We start from the raw sequence: 19,754 nt of genomic DNA, 5'->3' as shown, positions 1-19,754 counted from the left end.
AAAAGGCTAATGTATGTCCAGCGTTTTTACTAAAAACTGTCAATAGTATAAGGACATAGAGCATACTTACATTTTAACAAAGCCTCTTCTATCGCACGCCTGGTGCATCAAATAACGCATTTTCAATCGGTTTGATGAATCCCATACCACAGTTGGCCAAGGGCTATCCCTCCATCATTGATGGGGATGTGTTGACTAGATAATACCTGATTATCTTGGACACTGAGTTGACTCAGGCAGTATTCCAACAGGTATTTATTTTGAAAAACACCACCACAAAGTACGGTTGGAAGATGTTTGTATTTAGCGGCATAAACACAGATTGCTTCACCTAGGGTATGTAAAAAGGCGCGGGCTATCGTGTCGCGTCTGTGAGCGGTTAAGGGTTGCGCTGTGATTAACTGAATAATTTGTTTGAACATGGCACTGCTGCTCCATTGTCCCTCGCTGAAGGGAAGATCGAGGATTAACGGATCGAGTGCCAGCATATCGGCACGATTTGCTGCAGCTTCAATAGCCATCCCTGCTTGGCCTTCGAATAGCGTGGTTTCAATAAGCCCTAACGCACAGGCGAGGGCATCAAACAGACGTCCAACGGATGAGCTTTCTATTGCGCTGCCGTTTTGCCAGATTTTATGTAAATTCGTCAGTGTGTTTGGACTAAGGCATCTTAGTATAGGTAATGGCAGAGCCAGTACCTCGCTTAGACTCATTTGTTCAAATAGGAGTGCTAATAAGAGTCTTACTGGCTGTTTAATCGCTTGCTCACCACCCAGTAAGGCGATGGGCTCAAAGTGAGCCAACCGTTCTGCTTTATCGAGCGTGGTTAATAGCACTTCGCCGCCCCATAAACGGCCATCTTCCCCAAGTCCTGTCCCATCGAAGCTAAAGCCGAGAACGGGATCGCGATATTGATTAATTGCCATCACACTCAATACATGGGCATGGTGATGCTGCACCGAGAAACATTTGCGTTGTTGGCTTGTATCTATGGCGTCATTAGCATCTAAGACACTATTAGCCTGCGCCCAACGAGAAGGCGCGTAGTCTGGATGTTTATCACAAATAATCCATTTAGGTTCAAAGTGATATAGGCGAGAGAAGGTGGTTAATGTACGTTCAAAATACTGCTCAGCACTGACACTAAAGAGATCGCCAATATGTGGGCTTAAAAAAACATTCGAGCCAAAACCGAAGGCAATCGCATTTTTTTGTTGTGCACCAACGGCAAGAATCGATTGAGTCAAAGGTGTTGTTAGGGAAAAACTGGCTGGAGCAAATCCCCGAGCGAGGCGCAGTACTTGTACACTTGGCGGTATAAGATAAGGGGCCGTGTCATGTGTTCGAGGTTGGATGACTTGTACAACACTGTCATCGCAGCCGTTAATAATAGGGCGATTATGATCGACTATGGCATCTACAACATGGCTCAGGTGACTCACTAACTCATCACAGTGGGTGATGATAGGTTCACCCGATACATTGGCACTTGTGGCGACCAAGGGTCCATTGAAGAGAGCTAACAGCAAATGATGCAGTGGGGTATAAGGTAAGAATACCCCGAGTTTATCCAGATTAGGGGCGACTTCAATGCTAAGATCGTTTGCGGGTACGCTATTCATCAGTACGATGGGGCGTTCCTGTGAACTGAGCACTTGCCATTCAGCATCTGTCCCGGTGACATATCGCTGCGCCATCGCAATATTGGCCACCATGACCGCTAAGGGCTTTGCTTGACGCTGTTTACGTTGGCGAAGTGCTGTGACAGCCCCAGTATGGCGTGCATCGCATACTAAATGAAACCCACCTAATCCTTTAATCGCCAGAATTTGCCCTTGGGCTAATCTATTGGCCGCCAGTTGTAACACAGTCTGCTGTGTGAGGTTAACTGGCGTAATATCTTCTCCCTGTGGTGTTTTTAAATAGAGTTGAGGACCACAGTTAGGGCAGCTTACGGGTTGGGCATGATAACGGCGATCGAGCGGATCGTAGTACGATTTTGCACAATCTGGACACATGACAAAATCAGCCATAGCCGTATTGTGTCTATCATAGGGTAACGCATTGATAATAGTGTATCTTGGACCACAATTAGTGCAGTTGGTAAAGGCATAACCGAAGTGGCGATCCTTGGGGTTATGCATATCGTTTAGGCAATCTTGACAGGTACTTTTGTCGGCAGATACAGCGACAGCACTGCCTGATCCCTCAATATCTTCATCACAACTTTCGATGATGGCAAATAGAGTTTCGCCTTCAATAACGGGTAGTAATGTTTGAGTTATCTGATCGATTCGCGCCAGTGGTGGTGGATTGGATTTGAGTGCGGTGATAAAAAGTTCGAGACGAGTCTCATTACCCTGCAACTCAATGGTTACACCTTGGGCATTATTGAGTACAGTGCCCGTTAGTTGGTTATCAAGGGCGTAACGATATACAAAGGGGCGAAACCCCACCCCTTGTACTATGCCTGTAATATGCAATTTATATCGCTTGAGCGCTTGGTTCTCTAGGACAACATGTTCCAATACGTATTCTCTTGGCTTTTTTGTTAAACGTTACTCATTCAGTTTACGCTGCTTAGCGTAGAGCGCGCCGACGGCTAAATTATCTCCGTCTAAATCAAGACTGCGATTAATCACAAGAGGAAAGTTCTTTCCTATGCGTAAACTTATCCGTTTGCAGAGGGTTTCATTGGTTAACTCATCTCCAGCGAGAGCAATCTGCTGTAATCCGATATTCAGATCGATATGTTCTAACCAGTTTGCGAAATAGTCAGCAAGGGAATCCTGCATCGCAAAGGCGAGTTGGCTGGGATCGCCATTGCCTGCAATACGAAAACTCAGCACAGTACCTAAGGTTTTGCACCAATTAAGGCTGCGATGTGCTTCACCTTTAGTCAAGGGGTAATCGATACGCGGCGCATTGGCACCTTGGTAACGCATGGCCGCCGCCATTAGGGCATCACTCAAGGTTTCTGGACGTTGAGTTTCTTCACTGTGGTTAAGTCCCACTAAGATAGCGGCAATTGCCCACAGGCTCTGTAAGTTATCACGTCTTCCTGACAGTTTTAGGCTCAGTAATTTTAAATAGTCATCCGGAAACAAGCTTTTAAATTTTTGTGCTACGGCTTTTTGTGGGCAGCTATCCAATTGATGGAAGATTTCATAGCCGTTATCGGGTAACTCAGGTAATGCGAAGAAGAGTTCAGTATCACCCTTTTTATCGCAGGTAACGATTTGGCTGGGCCTAGTGCGGCTAAGGTAGATGATAGCGGCATTTTTTGCCTGTTTATGGCTGGCTAACTTGCCGTTTAGCAATGCGCTGAATAGCGCACAATCGGTGAAAGTATGATCTTCTGAATGGGTGTTCTCAATAGTTGAGTGTTCGTTTGATTGTGGGTCGTATAACGCCGTGACAGTCAATTCTCCTTGGTGCGAACGCGAGCGCTTAATGGCTTGCCATTGTGCTTGATAGCCCTCAAAGCTGATTTTTTCGCGTAGCGGTTCAGGTGCGATAAATTGTTTAACAGCCACAATGTGTTGGCTTGATAGCTGAGCCCAAGCGCCATCGACCCACGCAAGCTTTGGTCTTTGGTGATCGCCTTGAATATAGACCCAATCTACGCCTTTTTGCCTGAGCACTTCAGCCAGCACTAAGATAACGCGACTATAAGCAAAACATATATCGTAAAGTGGGGCGGTAAGTTTACTGTGCTCTTGGGTGGGTCTGGCACAGATCAGCGGTTTTTCTATACTGGAAAGCGCTAATACTTGATGATCTTTGAGGCAAAAATGGGCATTGAGTGTATTGGGATTGCAGATCAATAATTGGGGACGTTCGCCTAAGGCGTCCCTGGTAAAAGGCGTCAAGCTAAGGCTGATACTGTCTGGTGCATTAAGTGTTAATGTGCCTTGTGTCAGTAAATGCTGTGCCATAGCTTTTATGTCTGACAAGGTTAAAGCTTTTTGTTCGGTGGTTAACAGGTTTTCGCCTTTGCAACAAGGGCAAGCCAGGTCAATGATGCCAAATTGAGCTGACTGATTATCACCGAACAGTGGGTAGCATTGCTGACAAAAAGGTGCGATCGCTCGGGCAGTATTGGTTGACGAAGGTGTGGCATATAAACAAGGAAGGAGTGTTTTGTGACCGGTGGATTCATTGATGACCTTGATGCCTGAGTCAATGAGCCAAGCAGAAATTAAAAAATCCGCGGCGATTGCATCGGCAAGTTGTTCCAGTTGTGTTTGCTCACCTTGGGCTTCAATGAAATAGGTTTGTGAACCAAAGTGGTTTTGATTGTCACAGCCAATAGTAATGTTCAGTGCATCATAATTTAGATATTGATTACATAAATGCGCGTACAAAGGCACCTGACGTGAGCAGGTAAAATCAAATCTGATGTTTTTCATCTATAAGGACACCACGTTTATAAGAGTCTGGGATCAGCGAATCAATGCTATGTTCAGCGATGCGCGTCACAGTAAAGCCAAGGGAGGCTAAGTGGGTTAACAAGGTTTTTTCCATTAAAGGCACGGCTGCTGCGACCTTAGGAGTTAGCCCTAGGATCATAGGTTCAAGCACTGTAGGTGTGACACCTAGCACAAAGGTTTTAGGCCGATCACCCACCATTTCCATCATATTGAGGGTTTGCAGCATTTCCACTTCATGTGCGCTGCCTTGCCAATCAATTTCCTTGGGTGCTTTGTCAAAATCGAAGAAATAGACTTCGCCAGTATCGACACCATTGGCATTAACGGTATCAACCACAATTAAATAATCATATTGGCAGATAATAGGAATGAGTCCCTGAGCCAGCGTACCGCCGTCGAGCAGTTCTAGCTGGTGGGACTCATGGGTAAACTGATAATTATCAGCAATGTAATTGACAAAATGTACGCCGATGCCTTCATCGGCGTACAGGACATTGCCAATACCAAGTAGCAATATCTTCATTGGACTCCTAGTGATGTGAGTCTGGCTTATGGTAGTCATAGCCAGAGACAATTGAGTCAACAGAGTTATGTTTGAAGCGTATCCCTGACCAAACCGCCATATAGACGTGGATAACCACAAAGATAACAAATGCCCAAGTGAGGTAGTGGTGCCAAATCCTGACCTGTGCGAGTCCACCCATTTGTGCTGTAATCCAGGCTGCGCTTCCCCAAAGCATGCCACCTAAACCTTCGTGGTATACATTGGCATATAAAACGAGGCCTGTAATACAAATCACCAGTGCAACTAAGGATATTGCTACATAAGTCACAAATTGCAGTGGTCCATAGACTCCCGCTTTATGCAAATGTCCCATCCAAATATAGGATTTCAGTTGGGTTATCCAACTTTGGATACTCATTACATCCCGGAATGAACGTCGCTCAATATCGCTTCGGCTGAAAAAATACAGGTAGAAGCGAACTAAAGTAATTGCGGTCAGTAAAAAACCACAAACCAAGTGAGCAAAACGGATCCAACCTTGAACGAGTACATCGCTACTTTCTGGTGCCACAAGAAACGGCCAAGCAATATAGAATCCTGTGATCACCAGCACCAATATTGACAGTGCCCTGAGCCAGTGAAAAATTCGTATTGCAGGACTAAATACTAGTGTACGAATGCGGGTTGCAGAATGGTTCATTATGCGCTCCCTCCCTCGATTATTGTCCATTGGGGCTGACACGGAACTCGCTCAATGCCTGACCTTTAAAATCCATTACGTGTACAGAACACGCCATGCAAGGGTCAAATGAGTGAATAATACGTATCACCTCAAGGGGTTTAGTTGGATCTTCCAGTTTTAAGCCAATGAGCGAAGCTTCATAGGGACCCATTTTACCGTTGGCATCAATAGGACCGGCGTTCCAAGTGGTCGGTACCACAGTTTGATAGTTTTCAATCACACCATTTTTGATTCTGATCCAGTGGCTTAACGAACCACGGGGAGCTTCCATCATGGCATGGCCAATATATTCCTTATTCGGGTCCATATCGGGTTTTATATAGGTTGTTTCATCTGACTGAATATTGGTAATTAATGCGTCGAAGGTTTTTAAGCCTTGTTGCGCCGCGATCAGTGTTTGCAACATACGTGCAGCGGTACGGCCTAAAGTGGTAAATAATGCTTCAATAGGTAAGCCCGTCCGCGCGAGTAGGCCATTAACGGTATCCACAACAATTTGATTACCGCGGGCATAGCTAACCAGTAAGCAAGCGAGTGGGCCAACTTCAACCGGTTCACCTTTATAACGAGGTGATTTCACCCACGAATATTTACCGTCACCGTCTAAGGTTGGCAATTTACCGTAAACAGTATCGCGCTCAACAAAGCCGGTATAGTTAGGGATAGTTGTCCCGTCGTAGGGGTGTTGCGGCGCATCGGCGCTGTACCAAGCGTGGGTGACGTCTTCGGCAATCCAGTCTGGGTTGATATCACTGACGCCCGCTAAATCGCCATTCATAATCACACCTTGGTCAAACAGGTGCTCACCATTGGCAAGAACAAACTCTTGTGAAGCCATAAAGTTCTTCACGTTAACGCCACCCAGTACACTGGGTTCAGCACCAAAAGCTTCGGCGGCCATGACGATGTCAGCTTGGTATCCGCGCACAATAAAGTCAGTCACGATAGCGTGTTTTTGCTTCCATTCTTGCAGGCGTGCAGGGCTTAACATGTCGCGTACTGAGGTTACTCCGCCGACCACAATCGATTGTGGATGAGGAGATTTACCGCCGAATATTGCCATCATTTCAGCAGCAATACGCTGTATTTCAAGAGCTTTAAGGTAATGTGATAGAGCAACAAGGTTTTGTTCAGGCGTAAATTTATAAGTGCCATTACCCCAATAAGCATTCGCAAAAGGGCCCAGTTTACCGGTATCGACAAAGCCCTTAATTCGCTCCTGGACTGCCCTTAAGTCACCTTCACCAGCGGCAATGGGGTTATCGGTATATTTTAAGGCAACTTGGGCGGCTTTCGCGGGATCGGCGCTGAGTGCAGAAACCACATCAACCCAATCTAAACCATGTAAATGGTAGAAGTGCACAATATGATCGTGCATATAGAGCGAGGTTTGCATCAAGGAGCGTAAGTATTTTGCGTTCAGTGGAATTTGGAGCCCCAGTGCATTTTCAACGGCTTCTGTACCACAACGGTAATGGGAATAAGTACACACACCGCAAATCCGCTGAACGATAAGGCCAACATCCATAGGCGTACGGCCCTTGAGGATGACTTCAATACCACGCCAAAGGGTAGAGGATGACCAAGCCTTGTTGATGACATTATTCTCATCAACTTCAACTTCGATACGTAAGTGACCCTCAATACGGGTAATAGGGTCGATAACAACGCGCTTGCTCATGGGTTATTCCTCCAGCGGTTTGGCAAAAATACTGGCAACAGCATGGGCTCCAATGCCCACCACAGTCGCGCCTAAAATTACCGCACCAATAGTATCTGCGGTCGCATCCAATCCATGGAGGAGTTGACGGCCAAGGGGTTTTTCAAAGTCAGCCATATCATCCCAGAAGTTAGGTTCTGAGCATCCCATACAACCGTGTCCAGCGAGTACTGGCCAGCTAGTGTGATGGTTAAAGCGTTCGGTTGGGCAGTTGTTGTAAGTGTAAGGACCTTTACAACCCACCTTATAAAGGCAATAACCTTCTTTCGCACCGTGATCGCCAAATTCTTCAACGAATTCACCTGCATCGAAACGGCCACGACGTTCGCAGTTATCATGTACTCGAGCACCATAAGCCCACTTTGGACGATTAAACATATCCAGTGCGGGTAATCTTCCAAACATAATGAAGTACATCAATGTACCCACAATATTTTTTTCACTCGGTGGACAACCGCCTAAATTAATAACAGGTTTACTCACGACCTCATGGACACCTTTGGCGCCAGTGGGGTTAGGGTATGCGGCTTGAACGCCACCAAATGCGGCGCAAGTGCCGACCGAAATAATGGCTGCAGCACCTTCAGCAGCATGCTTGATAATCTCTAAACCTGTGTGGCCTTTACAACCCACAGTTAAGAAACTGCCATTATTGGCGGTAGGAATGGCCCCCTCAACAGCCAGCAAGTAGCGACCCTTGTAGGCTTCTAGCGCATGTTCGAGATTTTCTTCTGCTTGCCAACCAGAGGCCGCCATTAAGGTCTCGTGGTATTCCAGCGAAATATGGTCGAAGATCAGTGAATCTAAGTTCGGTGTATCGGCACGAACAAGAGATTCAGAACAACCAGTACACTCGGCCATATGTAACCAAATTAAGGGGACTCGGTCAGCTAATTCGGCCGCTTCGGCTACTAAGTTACTAAACGGAAGTGGTAATGCGAGCATGCCCGTCACCATCGCACTCCATTTCATAAAATCACGGCGACTAATGCCATGTTGTTGCATTTTTTCGACAAGGGATTGCTGTTGACGGGGAGCGAGCTGGCGAAGTGCCTCTAAGCGCGCTTTTCCCTGTTCATATAGGGCTGCATGTGTGTCCATGGATCAACCTTTTTTGTTATTTGAATGTAAATTGTAAATGTTTTACATAATTGACGTTATCAGTTTAGGCTTTAGGTTTGTAAAGATTATTGATGTATATCAAGAATTTTTAAGAGATGTGATAGAACTGATTTTGACATTTGATTAACATGACGCAGATCTAATTTCAGTTTTTCTAATGGGACAAAATGTCTCAATCTAAGGGTTTTGATGTAAATTGCTTGTTTTTTCATCGTGTTTGTTCGGGATGATTAATTAACCCTTTGACGGCTCCATCCTTGAATGGATTTATTATTTGATTGTTTAAGAAAACCTTAAGATAGGGTTAATAGATTCAAGCTTAATTGTTAGTAATGGATATGTTATGAAAAAATTATTGTCGCTATTGGTTTTAATGGCTGTGGGTGCCCAAGCCGCACCGTCTTTGGATCACACAGTATTTGATGCCCGAAATGAAACGACTTCACTTGCTGAATTTAGGGGGCAGGTGGTGTATGTCGATTTTTGGGCATCTTGGTGTGTGCCTTGCCGTAAGTCATTTCCTTGGATGAACGAAATGCATCAAAAGTATCAAGCACAAGGTTTAGCCGTTGTGGCCATCAATCTTGATACTGATCCTTTGCTTGCTCAGGCTTTTCTTGCCGAAGTTCCCGCCCATTTTACTGTGCGTTTTAATCCTGAAGGCGATGTTGCACGTAGCTTTGATTTATTAGGTATGCCAAGCAGCTTTATCTTTAATCGTCAAGGTCAATTAGTGCAGAGCCACGTGGGGTTTTATACCAATAAGGCCGCAGATTACGAGCAAGAGCTCGTCAGCTTACTCAAGGAGTAATTTATGCTTAAACCTATATCTGTCGCTGTAACTCTTGTGATTGGTTTGAGTGGTTGTTCAAACTTAGGTGTCCAACCCTGGGAAAAGGGCCACCTAGCTCGGAGTGATATGGCGCTTGACAGTGAAAAACTCGATTTAGCGCTTGATGATCATATTTATTTTAGTAAAGAAGGTAGTAGCGGTGGCCGAGCCTTTGCAGGTGGTGGGTGTGGCTGTAATTAGTGCGTTATGTGACTAATGTTCTCTGCTATATCGCGGCGATCAACATTAAAATCAAGTAGCCTACAGGTGTTGTCAGTTATGACAAATAAACAAAATACCATTCCAAATAGACAAACAAAGCAGATTGCAGGCGCCTTAGCTCTCGCCAGTTGTGGCCTGTTTACCACCAGTGCCCATGCCACTGAATTAGCTAAAAAAAACGATGAGTGGAAAATTGATGCCGCGCTAATGTATTACGGCGAGCAAGATAGAGTACAGGCGATTGAGGCGATTGGAACCGCACAAAAGGCCTTTGGTGATGAGAGTGTGTTGGATCTCAAATTGGTTGTTGATAGTTTAACAGGTGCATCAGCATCGGGAGCCGTCGCTCAAAACAGCAGTCAAACCTTTACTCGTCCCTCTGGTAATGGTCAGTATCATGTATCCGCGGGGGAAACGCCGTTAGATGACACCTTCCATGATACGCGTGTGCAAGCCAATGCGGCTTGGAGCGAAGTGCTGGATCCGGATTGGAAGCTCAATGTTGGTGTCTATGGTTCTAAAGAGTTTGATTATATGTCTATCGGAACCAATGTTGGCATTGAGCGGGGCTTTAATAAGGATAATACGACGTTATTTTTAGGGACCGCCTACAGTTTTGATGTGGTCGATCCGGTCGGAGGGCGGCCAGTCGATTTATCTTCTATGGCGATTCGCGATAACTTCACGACGCAGGAGGCCTATCGCAGTGCATTTGATGCGACACGTCAAGGAGGTAGCGATAATAAACAAACGGCCGAGGTTATGTTAGGTGTTACCCAAGTACTCAATCAGCGTTGGTTATTACAAGCAAACTATGGTTTATCGAGTGTTAATGGCTACTTGACCGATCCCTATAAAGTACTCAGTGTGGTCGATAAGAATGGTATCACTCAGGATATATTGTATGAAAGTCGGCCTGACTCCCGCTTAAAACACAGTTTTTATGTGATGACAAAAGGGGCATTAGATTCTGGTGTGGTCGATTTTTCCTACCGCTACAATACCGATGATTGGGATCTCACCTCGCATACCCTAGAGACCCATTACCGTTATTATTTTAGCGGCAGTTTCTATGGTCAATTGCATTTACGTTACTACCAACAAAGTGCGGTCGATTTTTATCAGCCCTTTTTAATGGCTGATATTCCTTTACCTGAATTTGCCAGTGCCGATTACCGAATTGGGGAGATGACGGCGTACACCATTGGGATTAAATTTGGTCATAAACTATCGGGTGGACACGAAATCTCTTATCGATTGGAATATTATCAACAAGATCCTAAAAATAACGGCACAAGTATTCCTGGAGAGCTACAAAATTTCGATCTTTTCCCGACTCAAAAGGCGATTGCAGCACAGTTTAGTTATTCTTTTTAAGCGATTTGTTGAGTCAGTGGAATAAAAAGATGTTGGCGCTAATAAGTATGGGAAGCTTTGCAACCCATACTTATTCATTTATTTCTCGCCATGCTTAATATGATCTATGGTGCAATGCAATCGTGATGAGTGATTTAATCTTTATGAGAGATTTATAGTGCAGCCAACTTTTCCCCTTAAGAAAATACCATACACTTTGTCGCGTCGGGATTGGGGTTATATCGGTGAGTTTCGCGCCATGGCAAGCCCCTGTGAGCTGCTGATTGCCTGTGACCAGTTCGATATTGCTGATCATATGCTCAGTATGGCGGTGGCAGAGGTTCAACGAATAGAGCAAAAGTATAGCCGTTTTATTGCACACAATATGCTCTGGAATGTGAATCATGCCCAAGGCCAAAAACAATCAATTGATGAAGAAACTTGGCAATTATTGCAATTTGCTCAGCAGTGTTTTCAGTTAAGTGAGGGATTATTTGATATTTCGGCAGGGCCTTTAATGGCACTTTGGCGATTCGAACCTAACACACCATTGCCTGCCCATATTGATATTCTGAGAATGAAAGCGTTTGTGGGATTTGAGCGTATCGACTTCACCTCACAATATTTAGTTATGCCAGCAGGAATGCAGTTAGATTTTGGAGGGGTTGCAAAAGAATACGCAGTCGACAGCGTCGCCTATCAGCTCGCGGAGTCTTATCCCACTATTGCAGTATTAGTCAATTTTGGGGGGGATATTGCCTGCCCAATTGCAAAAGCGACACCGTGGCAAGTGGGCATTGAAGATCCACAACATCTTGATCATGCAGCTAAAGTACTTTCAATAAGGCATGGCGCACTCGCAACCAGTGGTGATACCCGCCGATTTATTGAAGTAGCAGGAAAGCGTTACGGACATATTATCGATCCGCGAACGGGATATCCTGTGGTGCGCGCGCCACGTTCAGTGACTGTGCTGGGACCTAATTGTGTTACGGCTGGAATGCTTGCAACAATGGCGATGTTGCAAGGCGCTGATGCTGAATATTTTTTATCACAACAATCTGTTAAATATAGTATTTTTAGATAGGATAAAGCGAATGCGCATTATGTTAGTTGAAGATAATGAATTACTTGCACAGGGTATTTGCCTTAGTTTGGCAAAGCTGGGTATGCAAGTTGATCATCTCAACAGTTATCAACAAGCCTTACAAGGCGTTAAAAATGAGACCTTTAGCGCAATCGTTCTCGATCTTGGGTTACCCGATGGCAATGGAAAAGATCTTCTAAAAGCTTGGCGTCAACAGGGGATCTCAATCCCAACGATAGTGCTTACCGCCAATACCAATTTCGACACTAAACTTGAGTGTCTGGATATGGGAGCCGATGATTATCTAGGCAAACCTTTTGATGTCAGAGAGTTGGCCGCACGTATTCGAGCGATAGTAAGACGTCAGTATGGATTAGATCATAACAGTTTGATAGTGGGGGCTTTATGTATTGATTTAAACACCCGTGATGTGACTTTTAGAGAGCAAAACATTCAGCTTTCAAGGCGAGAGTTTCAACTTTTGTTGGAACTAGCACAATCGGCAGGGCGAGTATTGACTCGTGGTCAGTTGGAACAATTGACCTATGGTTGGGATGAGGTTGGCAGTAATTCAATTGAAGTGCATATTCACCATTTACGTAAAAAACTCGCTAATGAACTGATAAAAACGGTCCGTGGTATTGGTTATACCCTGATTGAAATGCACTAACTAGAGTAATAGCGTGATATACCTCAGTTTATAGTATGTAGTTGGCAATTTGAGAGAATGAGAATTTCACCGTGAACCGATTAAAGAAGCTGAACACGTATTCACTACGTTTATTGCTGACACTGTTGATGCTTTCGGGAATTTCCGTTTCAGTGGGGATTTCTAGCTGGTTCAGTATTCTAGATGCAAAATATCAAATCGAAGAATTATTTGATGCGCAAATGTTGCAAACCGCTAAAATACTAGAGCTTTTCTATCATGATGAGGTTGATGCTCACCAGCCAAACCCTACACCTCAAGTCCTCCATATTCCCGATAGTCAAGTGAGTACCTTTACTGAAAAATCTGACGCTTTAGAGCTTGCTTATGAACATAAACTGGCTTTTCAGATCTGGAATGAGGCAAAGCAAATACTAGTCCTATCGGACAATATTGGTCGCCAGCCTATCACTGAGTTTGAGCAGGGATACCACAAAACCTTATTAGGCGGTGAGCTTTGGCACGTTTTTAGTTTTTTTTCTACAAAATATCGAGTGTGGATTATCACTGCTCAGCAGGATGAGGTACGTGAGGAGCTTGTCTCACAGATTATGCACAATACGGTCATTGTGCCTTTAATCGTTGTGCCATTAACATTATTGATCGTGAGTTTATTGTTTTATATTGCATTTAAGCCATTAAAAATATTTGAGAAAGAGTTAATCCAGCGTGCGCCTAACGATCTGACCCCCTTGACGATGTCATTACCCAAAGAGCTTATTCCTGTACGCAATGCACTTAACCAGTACATTAGAAGCATTGCGCGTTTTATTGCGAGGGAACGCCGCTTTAGTGCCGATGCAGCCCATGAACTTAAAACCCCGTTATCTGTGATCAAATTACATCAACATGGCTTAGAGAGTCTTATCGGAGATGATCCGCAGCAGCGGTTTCATTTAGCGGCGATTGATGCTGGTGTTGTACATATGAGCCATACGGTAGAACAACTACTAGTGCTTGCACGGGTTGACTCGATCGATGAATTGAATGTGCAATCCCATGCCATTTTATCCATAGTGGAAGATGCATTAAATCAGTTAATGCCGCAAATAACAGATTATGAGTGGAATATTCAAATCGACCCCAACTTAACCTTAAAATGTGATCGATTTTATTTACTGCTAGTCCTGAAAAATATCATTGAAAATGCGTGTAAATACAGCCCGATAGAAACTGAGATTTCAATTTTTGCAGATTCAGTACCGTCAGGCATTGAGATCCGTGTCGCTGATCGTGGACAGGGGATGACAATAGAACAAATTGCCAGTGCAACAGAGCGTTTTTATCGTGTGAATGAAAATGAAGGCATAGGTGCAGGGCTTGGGTTATCCATCTGCCACCACATTGTAGAGTTGCATCAAGGACGGCTTGAGATAAGACCTCGGGAGCAGGGAGGGTTAGTGGTTATCCTTTTTTTACCTCAATAGGGCATGTTTTGCGGCTTCCATTGTTATCACTCTCTCTTGCGTCGCCCTGTGCAGAGATTATGGCGGAACTCAGCTAGAATATTCTCAACTATAGCAATCAATTAGCTCGCTAATTTGATTATATAGCCTAAAATGGTGGTTGGCATATAATGCTTTTTCCTGTGTTATAAATAGAGATAGCGCTCTATACAGGGGATCTTGATTAGTTTTTAAATGAGAAGGATAGGTTAACAGTCACTTGTTATGCCTTTATGATATAAGTATATTGCTAAATAGTATTGTTTAGGTGAGGTTAACTGCATCTTTATTTATGCGTTTTTTTCTTGTTCTGATATCTTTCGCGATATGTAACAGTATGTTCTTTTTCAGCTTAAAATAGAGATGAAAAAAATTCACTGTATACAGAAAAAACATTGATTTCTTAGTTTATTTTTAGGTCACCAATTCTATGGTTAGCTTGTTGCGTTGCCAATCGTCAAAACCTTATTCGTCTCTTATTTGTTCACTGGCACTAGGCGTAGCGTTTGCTTTGTCTGGTACCGCGTACGCGGAAGAGACTAAACCGACTGAAACAGTCCCCGCGCCAGTGGTGACGCCACCCAAAGTGACTCCTCCACCTGCGACTAAAAATCAAGTGAGATTCACTAAGACTGGCGCTTTTGATAGTGATTATGTGGTGAAACTTGCCAGAAAGCTGGCTGCCAAACCCTATTCCGTATTAAAGGATCCACTTCCAGTGGGTCTGGCAAAACTGACCTATGATGAATATCGTGATATTCGTTTTAACCCAACGGCATCAATTTGGCGTGATCAAGGGTTACCGTTTCAAATGCAGATGTTCCACCGTGGATTTTATTTCCAAGATCTGATTGAAATCGCCATTGTTGAAGGCAATAAAGCCACTCACTTAGCCTATGAGCCTAAATATTTCACCGCGGGTGAGGTGATTACACAGGCATTACCGAATGATGACATTGGTTACTCTGGTTTTCGCATTCATAACCAGTTGAATAACAATGGTGTATTTGATGAGTTAATGGTTTTCCAAGGTGCGAGTTATTTTCGAGCATTAGGTAAAGGTAATGCTTATGGGTTATCAGCCCGAGGTCTTGCACTCAAAACCGCAGATCCTGAAGGTGAAGAATTTCCTATTTTCCGAGCTTTTTGGGTTGAACGTCCTCACTATGATAGCAATTTGATCGTGGTGCACGCACTGCTCGATAGTCCGAGTGTTGCGGGTGCATATCGTTTCTCAGTTCGTCCAGGGGATAACACTCAAATCGATGTTGAAGCGACGCTTTTTCCGCGAGTCGAGTTAAGTAAAGTCGGTCTTGCCCCCAGTACGAGTATGTTTTTACATTCACTCAATGGTCGCCATGATACTGATGACTTTAGACCAGAGGTGCATGATTCTGACGGTTTATTGATGTTCAATGGTCGTGGTGAACACCTATGGCGTCCGTTAGCTAACCCACGTCAATTACAGGTCAGTGCTTTTTCTGATAATTCACCACAAGGTTTTGGTTTAATTCAACGTGAACGCAGTTATGCGGCCTATCAAGATCTTGAAGCCCAATACGAACGTCGTCCAAGTTTGTGGATTGAACCTGTGGGTAACTGGGGACAAGGAGCGGTTGTTCTTACTGAAATTCCAACAGAATCAGAAATTCATGATAATATCGTGAGCTTCTGGAAGCCGCGTCAACCGATTCCTGCTGGAAGCGAATACCACTTTGCTTACCGCATGAGTTGGGGAGAAGAGCCTGCAGTAAAACATAATTATGTCGTAGTTAGCCGTACAGCAAGTGGTCGTGCCGACATTGCCAAACCGACACCTAGACGTTTATTTGTCGTGGATTATCAAGTCAATGGCGCTATGCCAGAGGAGTTACCGCTGGCGAAAGTGGAAGCTTCAGGCGGTATCATTTCTAACGTAGTGATCGCCCCTAATGCTGCTAATAACGGCTATCGCCTCGCGTTTGAGTTAGAGCCAGAAGGTAAAGAATTGATTGAACTACGGGCTGAACTCAAATTTCCAACACCTCGTCAGGTTGAAACCTGGCTCTATCGCTGGACGCTTTAAGGTCCATGACGGAGCAAAATAATATGACTGTATCCGAGAATTCGGTACTCGAGACTGAAGTGCTCGTGGGCGGTAGTGCCATGCCAAATGAAAGACCTGGTGCTATGGAGCCACAAAGTTTAACTGAAATGCCAGAGGGTTTTCCTCGCCGCAGTACTGTGGCTAATGGTGTTCGTTCACGTTCTTCTAGGCGTTTCTTTGTTGTTGGTGGTGCGCTGTTACTTTCCTCATTTGCAATTTATGAAATGGGTGCAGTATTCAGTATCGGGGGGATCACGCCTCTGGAATACTTGGTGCTGTTGCTTTTTGCGATCAACTTCTGTTGGATTGCGCTGGCATTTTGCAGTGGTATTGCTGGTTTTTTAATTTTATTGAGAAAACCCAAAGCAAAAGATTTGGAAGTGACCGAGTTACATACTCGCACTGCGATTCTAATGCCCACCTATAATGAATCCCCTGATCGGGTGTTTTCTGCCGTGTCTGTGATGGCTGAAGCCTTATCACAGACAGGGCATGGTCATGCCTTCGATTGGTTTATTTTAAGTGATACAACCGATCCAGAAATTGCACTGTTAGAAGAACAGGCATTTTTGGTGTTGCGCCAAGAGACTCATAAACATTCCCGTGTATATTACCGTCGCCGTCGTAAAAACGTGGCTCGTAAAGCGGGTAATGTCGCGGACTTTTGTCGCCGCTGGGGCTCGCGTTATGATCACTTATTAGTGCTCGATGCGGATAGCTTAATGGAGTCTTCGACCATCACAGGTCTTGCCCAGCGAATGCAGGCGGATCCTGATGCTGGGCTTATCCAAACCATACCTTCGCTTATCAATGGTACGACCTTGATGGCTCGTTTGCAGCAATTTGCGGCGCGTATTTATGGTCCTGTAATTGGTACTGGTTTAGGTTGGTGGGTACAAAAAGAAGGGAACTTCTGGGGCCACAATGCGATTATTCGCACCGAAGCATTTATGGGGGCCGCGGGCTTACCAAATCTGAAAGGTAAGCCGCCTTTTGGTGGTCACATACTAAGCCATGACTTTGTTGAAGCTGCACTTATCCGCCGCGCGGGTTGGAGTGTGGTGATAGCCTATGATTTGCCTGGTTCATATGAGGAATGTCCACCATCAATCGTTGATTTAGCGGTACGGGATCGTCGTTGGTGTCAGGGTAATTTACAGCATTCGCGTATCTTGCCGACCAAAGGATTGCACTGGGTCAGCCGTTTACATTTGTTGACGGGAATTATGGCGTATTTATCATCGCCATTTTGGTTATTGTTGATCTTAACGGGCTTAATGCTTGCCTTGCAGGCGCACTTTATCAGACCTGAATATTTCACCGATCAGTTTTCTTTGTTCCCTACATGGCCAATCATGGACTCCGATAGGGCATTGAGATTATTTTACATCACTATGGGTGTACTGTTTGGGCCCAAAATATTTGGGGTATTACTGCTACTCAAAGATGGTCAGTTTGCGCGAAGTGTAGGCGGTCGTATCAAAGCCATTTTTAGTGTGTTGTTTGAAGTTGTGCTTTCCGCATTAATCGCACCTATTATGATGTTTATTCACTGTGGCGCAGTGATGTCCATTCTGATGGGGCGTGATAGCGGCTGGTCGCCTCAGCGACGCGATGATGGCAGTATGCCTTGGTTAACGCTTATTTATCGTCACCGTTGGCATATGCTCGCGGGGGTGATGTTAGGTTATGCCGCCATTTTGGACTCATTAACTTTGCTTGCGTGGATGAGCCCAGCCCTGATTGGTTTATGGTTTGCGGTGCCTATCTCGGCTTGGACAGGGTCAGTCAAAATTGGTGAAGTGTTTAAGCGAGCGGGTATTTTAGCTACGCCAGAAGAACGTAGTCCTGCGGCAATTTGTTTGCAGGCTCAGGATGCGCGTGCAGCCTATCAAGCACATATCTCAAAACCTTGGACATTAGCACAGTTATTGAAAGATCCAGCGTTAATGGAGCTGCATTTAGCAATGGTGGATAAACAACCACTGCGTGCGGCGGGAACGCCTATTGAGCCAGTCGAAGCTATTGTGCATGTTAAGGTGCATGAAGCGCAGTGCCAAGAAAGTGCGATGGCATTATTTAACCGTCAAGAAATGGCATTAGTCTTAGCCAATCCATTGATGCTTCGCAGCTTACAAAAGTTACCTGAGCAGTTTGTGGCAGAGGATTTAGTGTCTTTTTGCTAGCAGTTCACGGTAACTCAATTTTAGGTCTCGAATAATTTTAGACTTCGAATGAGTTTAGCGAGTTAGAATATAGGCTAAAAATAAAATGCCACTGATTTATCAGTGGCATTTTTGTCTCTATGGCGTATAAGAAAATTTAATTTATACGGCGCGGTCTAAATAATATTTAGGCATTAATCAATGCTGAGTTCACCCACTAAATTCTGTAGCATAGCCGCTTTTATTTCATGCGGTTGTAAGTTTTTGGAGAGTAAATAGTGCAGTTTTGCGAGGGCGGCTTCAATGGTCATATCCGCACCACTAATAACGCCAGCTTTAGCGAGGGCATTACCCGTTGCATATCCCCCCATATTCACTTTGCCTTGGAAACATTGAGTCAGATTAACCAGTACAATTCCACGCTCATCAGCTTGTTTTAAGGTTTTGAGCAGCGCAGGATCCTGTGGTGCATTACCGACACCGAAAGTCAGTAATATGAGTGCTTTTACTGGTTGTTGGAGGATGTTTTCAAATATCTGTGTTGAAATACCCGGATATAAGGTCACGACTCCGATAGGTTGCGGGCTAATATTCGCGACTTCTAATTGTCTATCACTTGCCACTGCAATTTTACCCGCTCGAAGATTAATTTTGATCCCTGCCTCCAATAGAAGTGGAAAATTGGGGGACGCGAAGGCATCAAATCCATCGGCGTGGGCTTTTGTCGATCGGTTACCACGGAAGAGTTTGTTATTAAAGAATAAACACACTTCTGCGACTGGATAATTAGCTGCGATATAGAGTGAGTTCAATAAATTAGTTTGCCCATCTGAGCGCAGTTGGGCGAGAGGAATTTGCGAACCTGTCACTATTACAGGTTTTGATAAACCTTGTAGCATAAATGACAAAGCAGACGCCGTGTACGCCATGGTATCTGTGCCATGGAGGATAACAAAGCCATCATATTCTTGATAATTATCTTTTATATCATCGGCAATCATCTGCCAATCGGTCGGTGCCATATTTGATGAATCAATCAATGGGCAATATTCGTGGATCACGAAATCAGGCATTTCATCATGGTAAAACTCAGGCATCGATTGCACGCACTGAGTGAGGAATCCCGCTACGGGAACGAAGCCGTTATCGGTTTTTTGCATACCGATAGTGCCACCTGTGTAGGCTACATAAATGGAGCGTTTAGTCATTCTTGTCATTATCTTAGCTGCAAGTGGGGCGATTATACGATTTTGCGGAGTTAAACCCAATAAAAAAGCCGATTTAACATCGGCTTTTAAATCGAACATTTAATGCGTTGTGACGATAGGTT

Annotated in this window: 15 protein-coding genes; 8 read left to right on the top strand and 7 right to left on the bottom strand. The window is 44.5% G+C overall.

Annotated elements, in window-relative coordinates; translation table 11 throughout:
• Positions 1 to 122: 122 nt before the first annotated feature.
• Genes hypF through hyaA form a run of 6 tightly spaced genes read right to left on the bottom strand, consistent with a single transcriptional unit; the run spans position 123 to position 8,501 of the window.
• The gene (hypF, locus tag MZ182_RS10485; protein ID WP_248066950.1) at positions 123 to 2,528 is read right to left on the bottom strand and encodes a carbamoyltransferase HypF; all 2,406 of its coding nucleotides are present in this window, start codon (positions 2,526 to 2,528) and stop codon (positions 123 to 125) included.
• Between the two features lie 30 nt (positions 2,529 to 2,558).
• Entirely contained in the window at positions 2,559 to 4,412 is a 1,854-nt protein-coding gene (locus MZ182_RS10480) for a NiFe hydrogenase (RefSeq protein WP_248066953.1), read from the bottom strand.
• Positions 4,393 to 4,956, bottom strand: a complete 564-nt coding sequence (locus MZ182_RS10475) for a HyaD/HybD family hydrogenase maturation endopeptidase (RefSeq protein ID WP_011789247.1) — start codon at positions 4,954 to 4,956, stop codon at positions 4,393 to 4,395. The genes MZ182_RS10480 and MZ182_RS10475 overlap by 20 nt, the downstream gene beginning before the upstream one ends.
• A gap of 7 nt (positions 4,957 to 4,963) precedes the next feature.
• Positions 4,964 to 5,638: a Ni/Fe-hydrogenase, b-type cytochrome subunit gene (cybH, locus tag MZ182_RS10470; protein ID WP_011789248.1), complete on the bottom strand. Its 675-nt coding sequence runs from the start codon at positions 5,636 to 5,638 to the stop codon at positions 4,964 to 4,966.
• 19 nt (positions 5,639 to 5,657) lie between these two features.
• Positions 5,658 to 7,361 carry a nickel-dependent hydrogenase large subunit gene (hyaB, locus tag MZ182_RS10465; protein WP_248066956.1) on the bottom strand — a complete coding sequence of 568 codons (1,704 nt, stop codon included), beginning with the start codon at positions 7,359 to 7,361 and terminating at the stop codon, positions 5,658 to 5,660.
• A gap of 3 nt (positions 7,362 to 7,364) precedes the next feature.
• Positions 7,365 to 8,501 carry a nickel-dependent hydrogenase small subunit gene (gene hyaA / locus MZ182_RS10460; RefSeq protein ID WP_011789250.1) on the bottom strand — a complete coding sequence of 379 codons (1,137 nt, stop codon included), beginning with the start codon at positions 8,499 to 8,501 and terminating at the stop codon, positions 7,365 to 7,367.
• 364 nt (positions 8,502 to 8,865) lie between these two features.
• Here hyaA and MZ182_RS10455 point away from each other — a divergent pair, with 364 nt between their 5' ends.
• From MZ182_RS10455 to mdoH, 8 genes are all read left to right on the top strand, one after another.
• Positions 8,866 to 9,333, top strand: a complete 468-nt coding sequence (locus MZ182_RS10455) for a TlpA family protein disulfide reductase (protein ID WP_011789251.1) — start codon at positions 8,866 to 8,868, stop codon at positions 9,331 to 9,333.
• A 3-nt stretch (positions 9,334 to 9,336) separates the two neighbouring features.
• On the top strand, positions 9,337 to 9,555 hold the full coding sequence (locus MZ182_RS10450; protein WP_011789252.1) for a DUF4266 domain-containing protein: 219 nt from the start codon (positions 9,337 to 9,339) through the stop codon (positions 9,553 to 9,555).
• Positions 9,556 to 9,633: 78 nt separating this feature from the next.
• Entirely contained in the window at positions 9,634 to 10,953 is a 1,320-nt protein-coding gene (locus MZ182_RS10445) for a DUF3570 domain-containing protein (protein ID WP_248066959.1), read from the top strand.
• Between the two features lie 238 nt (positions 10,954 to 11,191).
• A complete protein-coding gene (locus tag MZ182_RS10440; RefSeq protein WP_248067053.1) occupies positions 11,192 to 12,019 on the top strand; it encodes an FAD:protein FMN transferase in 828 nt (275 codons plus the stop codon).
• 10 nt (positions 12,020 to 12,029) lie between these two features.
• Positions 12,030 to 12,689, top strand: a complete 660-nt coding sequence (locus tag MZ182_RS10435; RefSeq protein ID WP_011789255.1) for a response regulator transcription factor — start codon at positions 12,030 to 12,032, stop codon at positions 12,687 to 12,689.
• Between the two features lie 71 nt (positions 12,690 to 12,760).
• On the top strand, positions 12,761 to 14,155 hold the full coding sequence (locus MZ182_RS10430; protein ID WP_011789256.1) for an ATP-binding protein: 1,395 nt from the start codon (positions 12,761 to 12,763) through the stop codon (positions 14,153 to 14,155).
• A gap of 448 nt (positions 14,156 to 14,603) precedes the next feature.
• Positions 14,604 to 16,238 carry a glucan biosynthesis protein G gene (locus MZ182_RS10425; protein WP_011789257.1) on the top strand — a complete coding sequence of 545 codons (1,635 nt, stop codon included), beginning with the start codon at positions 14,604 to 14,606 and terminating at the stop codon, positions 16,236 to 16,238.
• Positions 16,239 to 16,261: 23 nt separating this feature from the next.
• Positions 16,262 to 18,445 (top strand): glucans biosynthesis glucosyltransferase MdoH, encoded by a 2,184-nt coding sequence (gene mdoH / locus MZ182_RS10420; protein WP_011789258.1) that lies wholly within the window; start codon positions 16,262 to 16,264, stop codon positions 18,443 to 18,445.
• 173 nt (positions 18,446 to 18,618) lie between these two features.
• Here mdoH and ansA read toward each other — a convergent pair whose 3' ends face one another.
• Positions 18,619 to 19,632, bottom strand: coding sequence for an asparaginase (gene ansA / locus MZ182_RS10415; protein ID WP_248066962.1), 1,014 nt, complete (start codon positions 19,630 to 19,632; stop codon positions 18,619 to 18,621).
• Positions 19,633 to 19,754 lie beyond the last annotated feature (122 nt).

The sequence above is a fragment of the Shewanella sp. JNE2 genome (assembly GCF_023159115.1).
GTDB classification, from domain to species: Bacteria; Pseudomonadota; Gammaproteobacteria; order Enterobacterales; family Shewanellaceae; genus Shewanella; species Shewanella putrefaciens.
The sequence above is the reverse complement of the archived record's forward strand: the minus strand, read 5'-3'. Positions and strand labels throughout refer to the sequence as shown.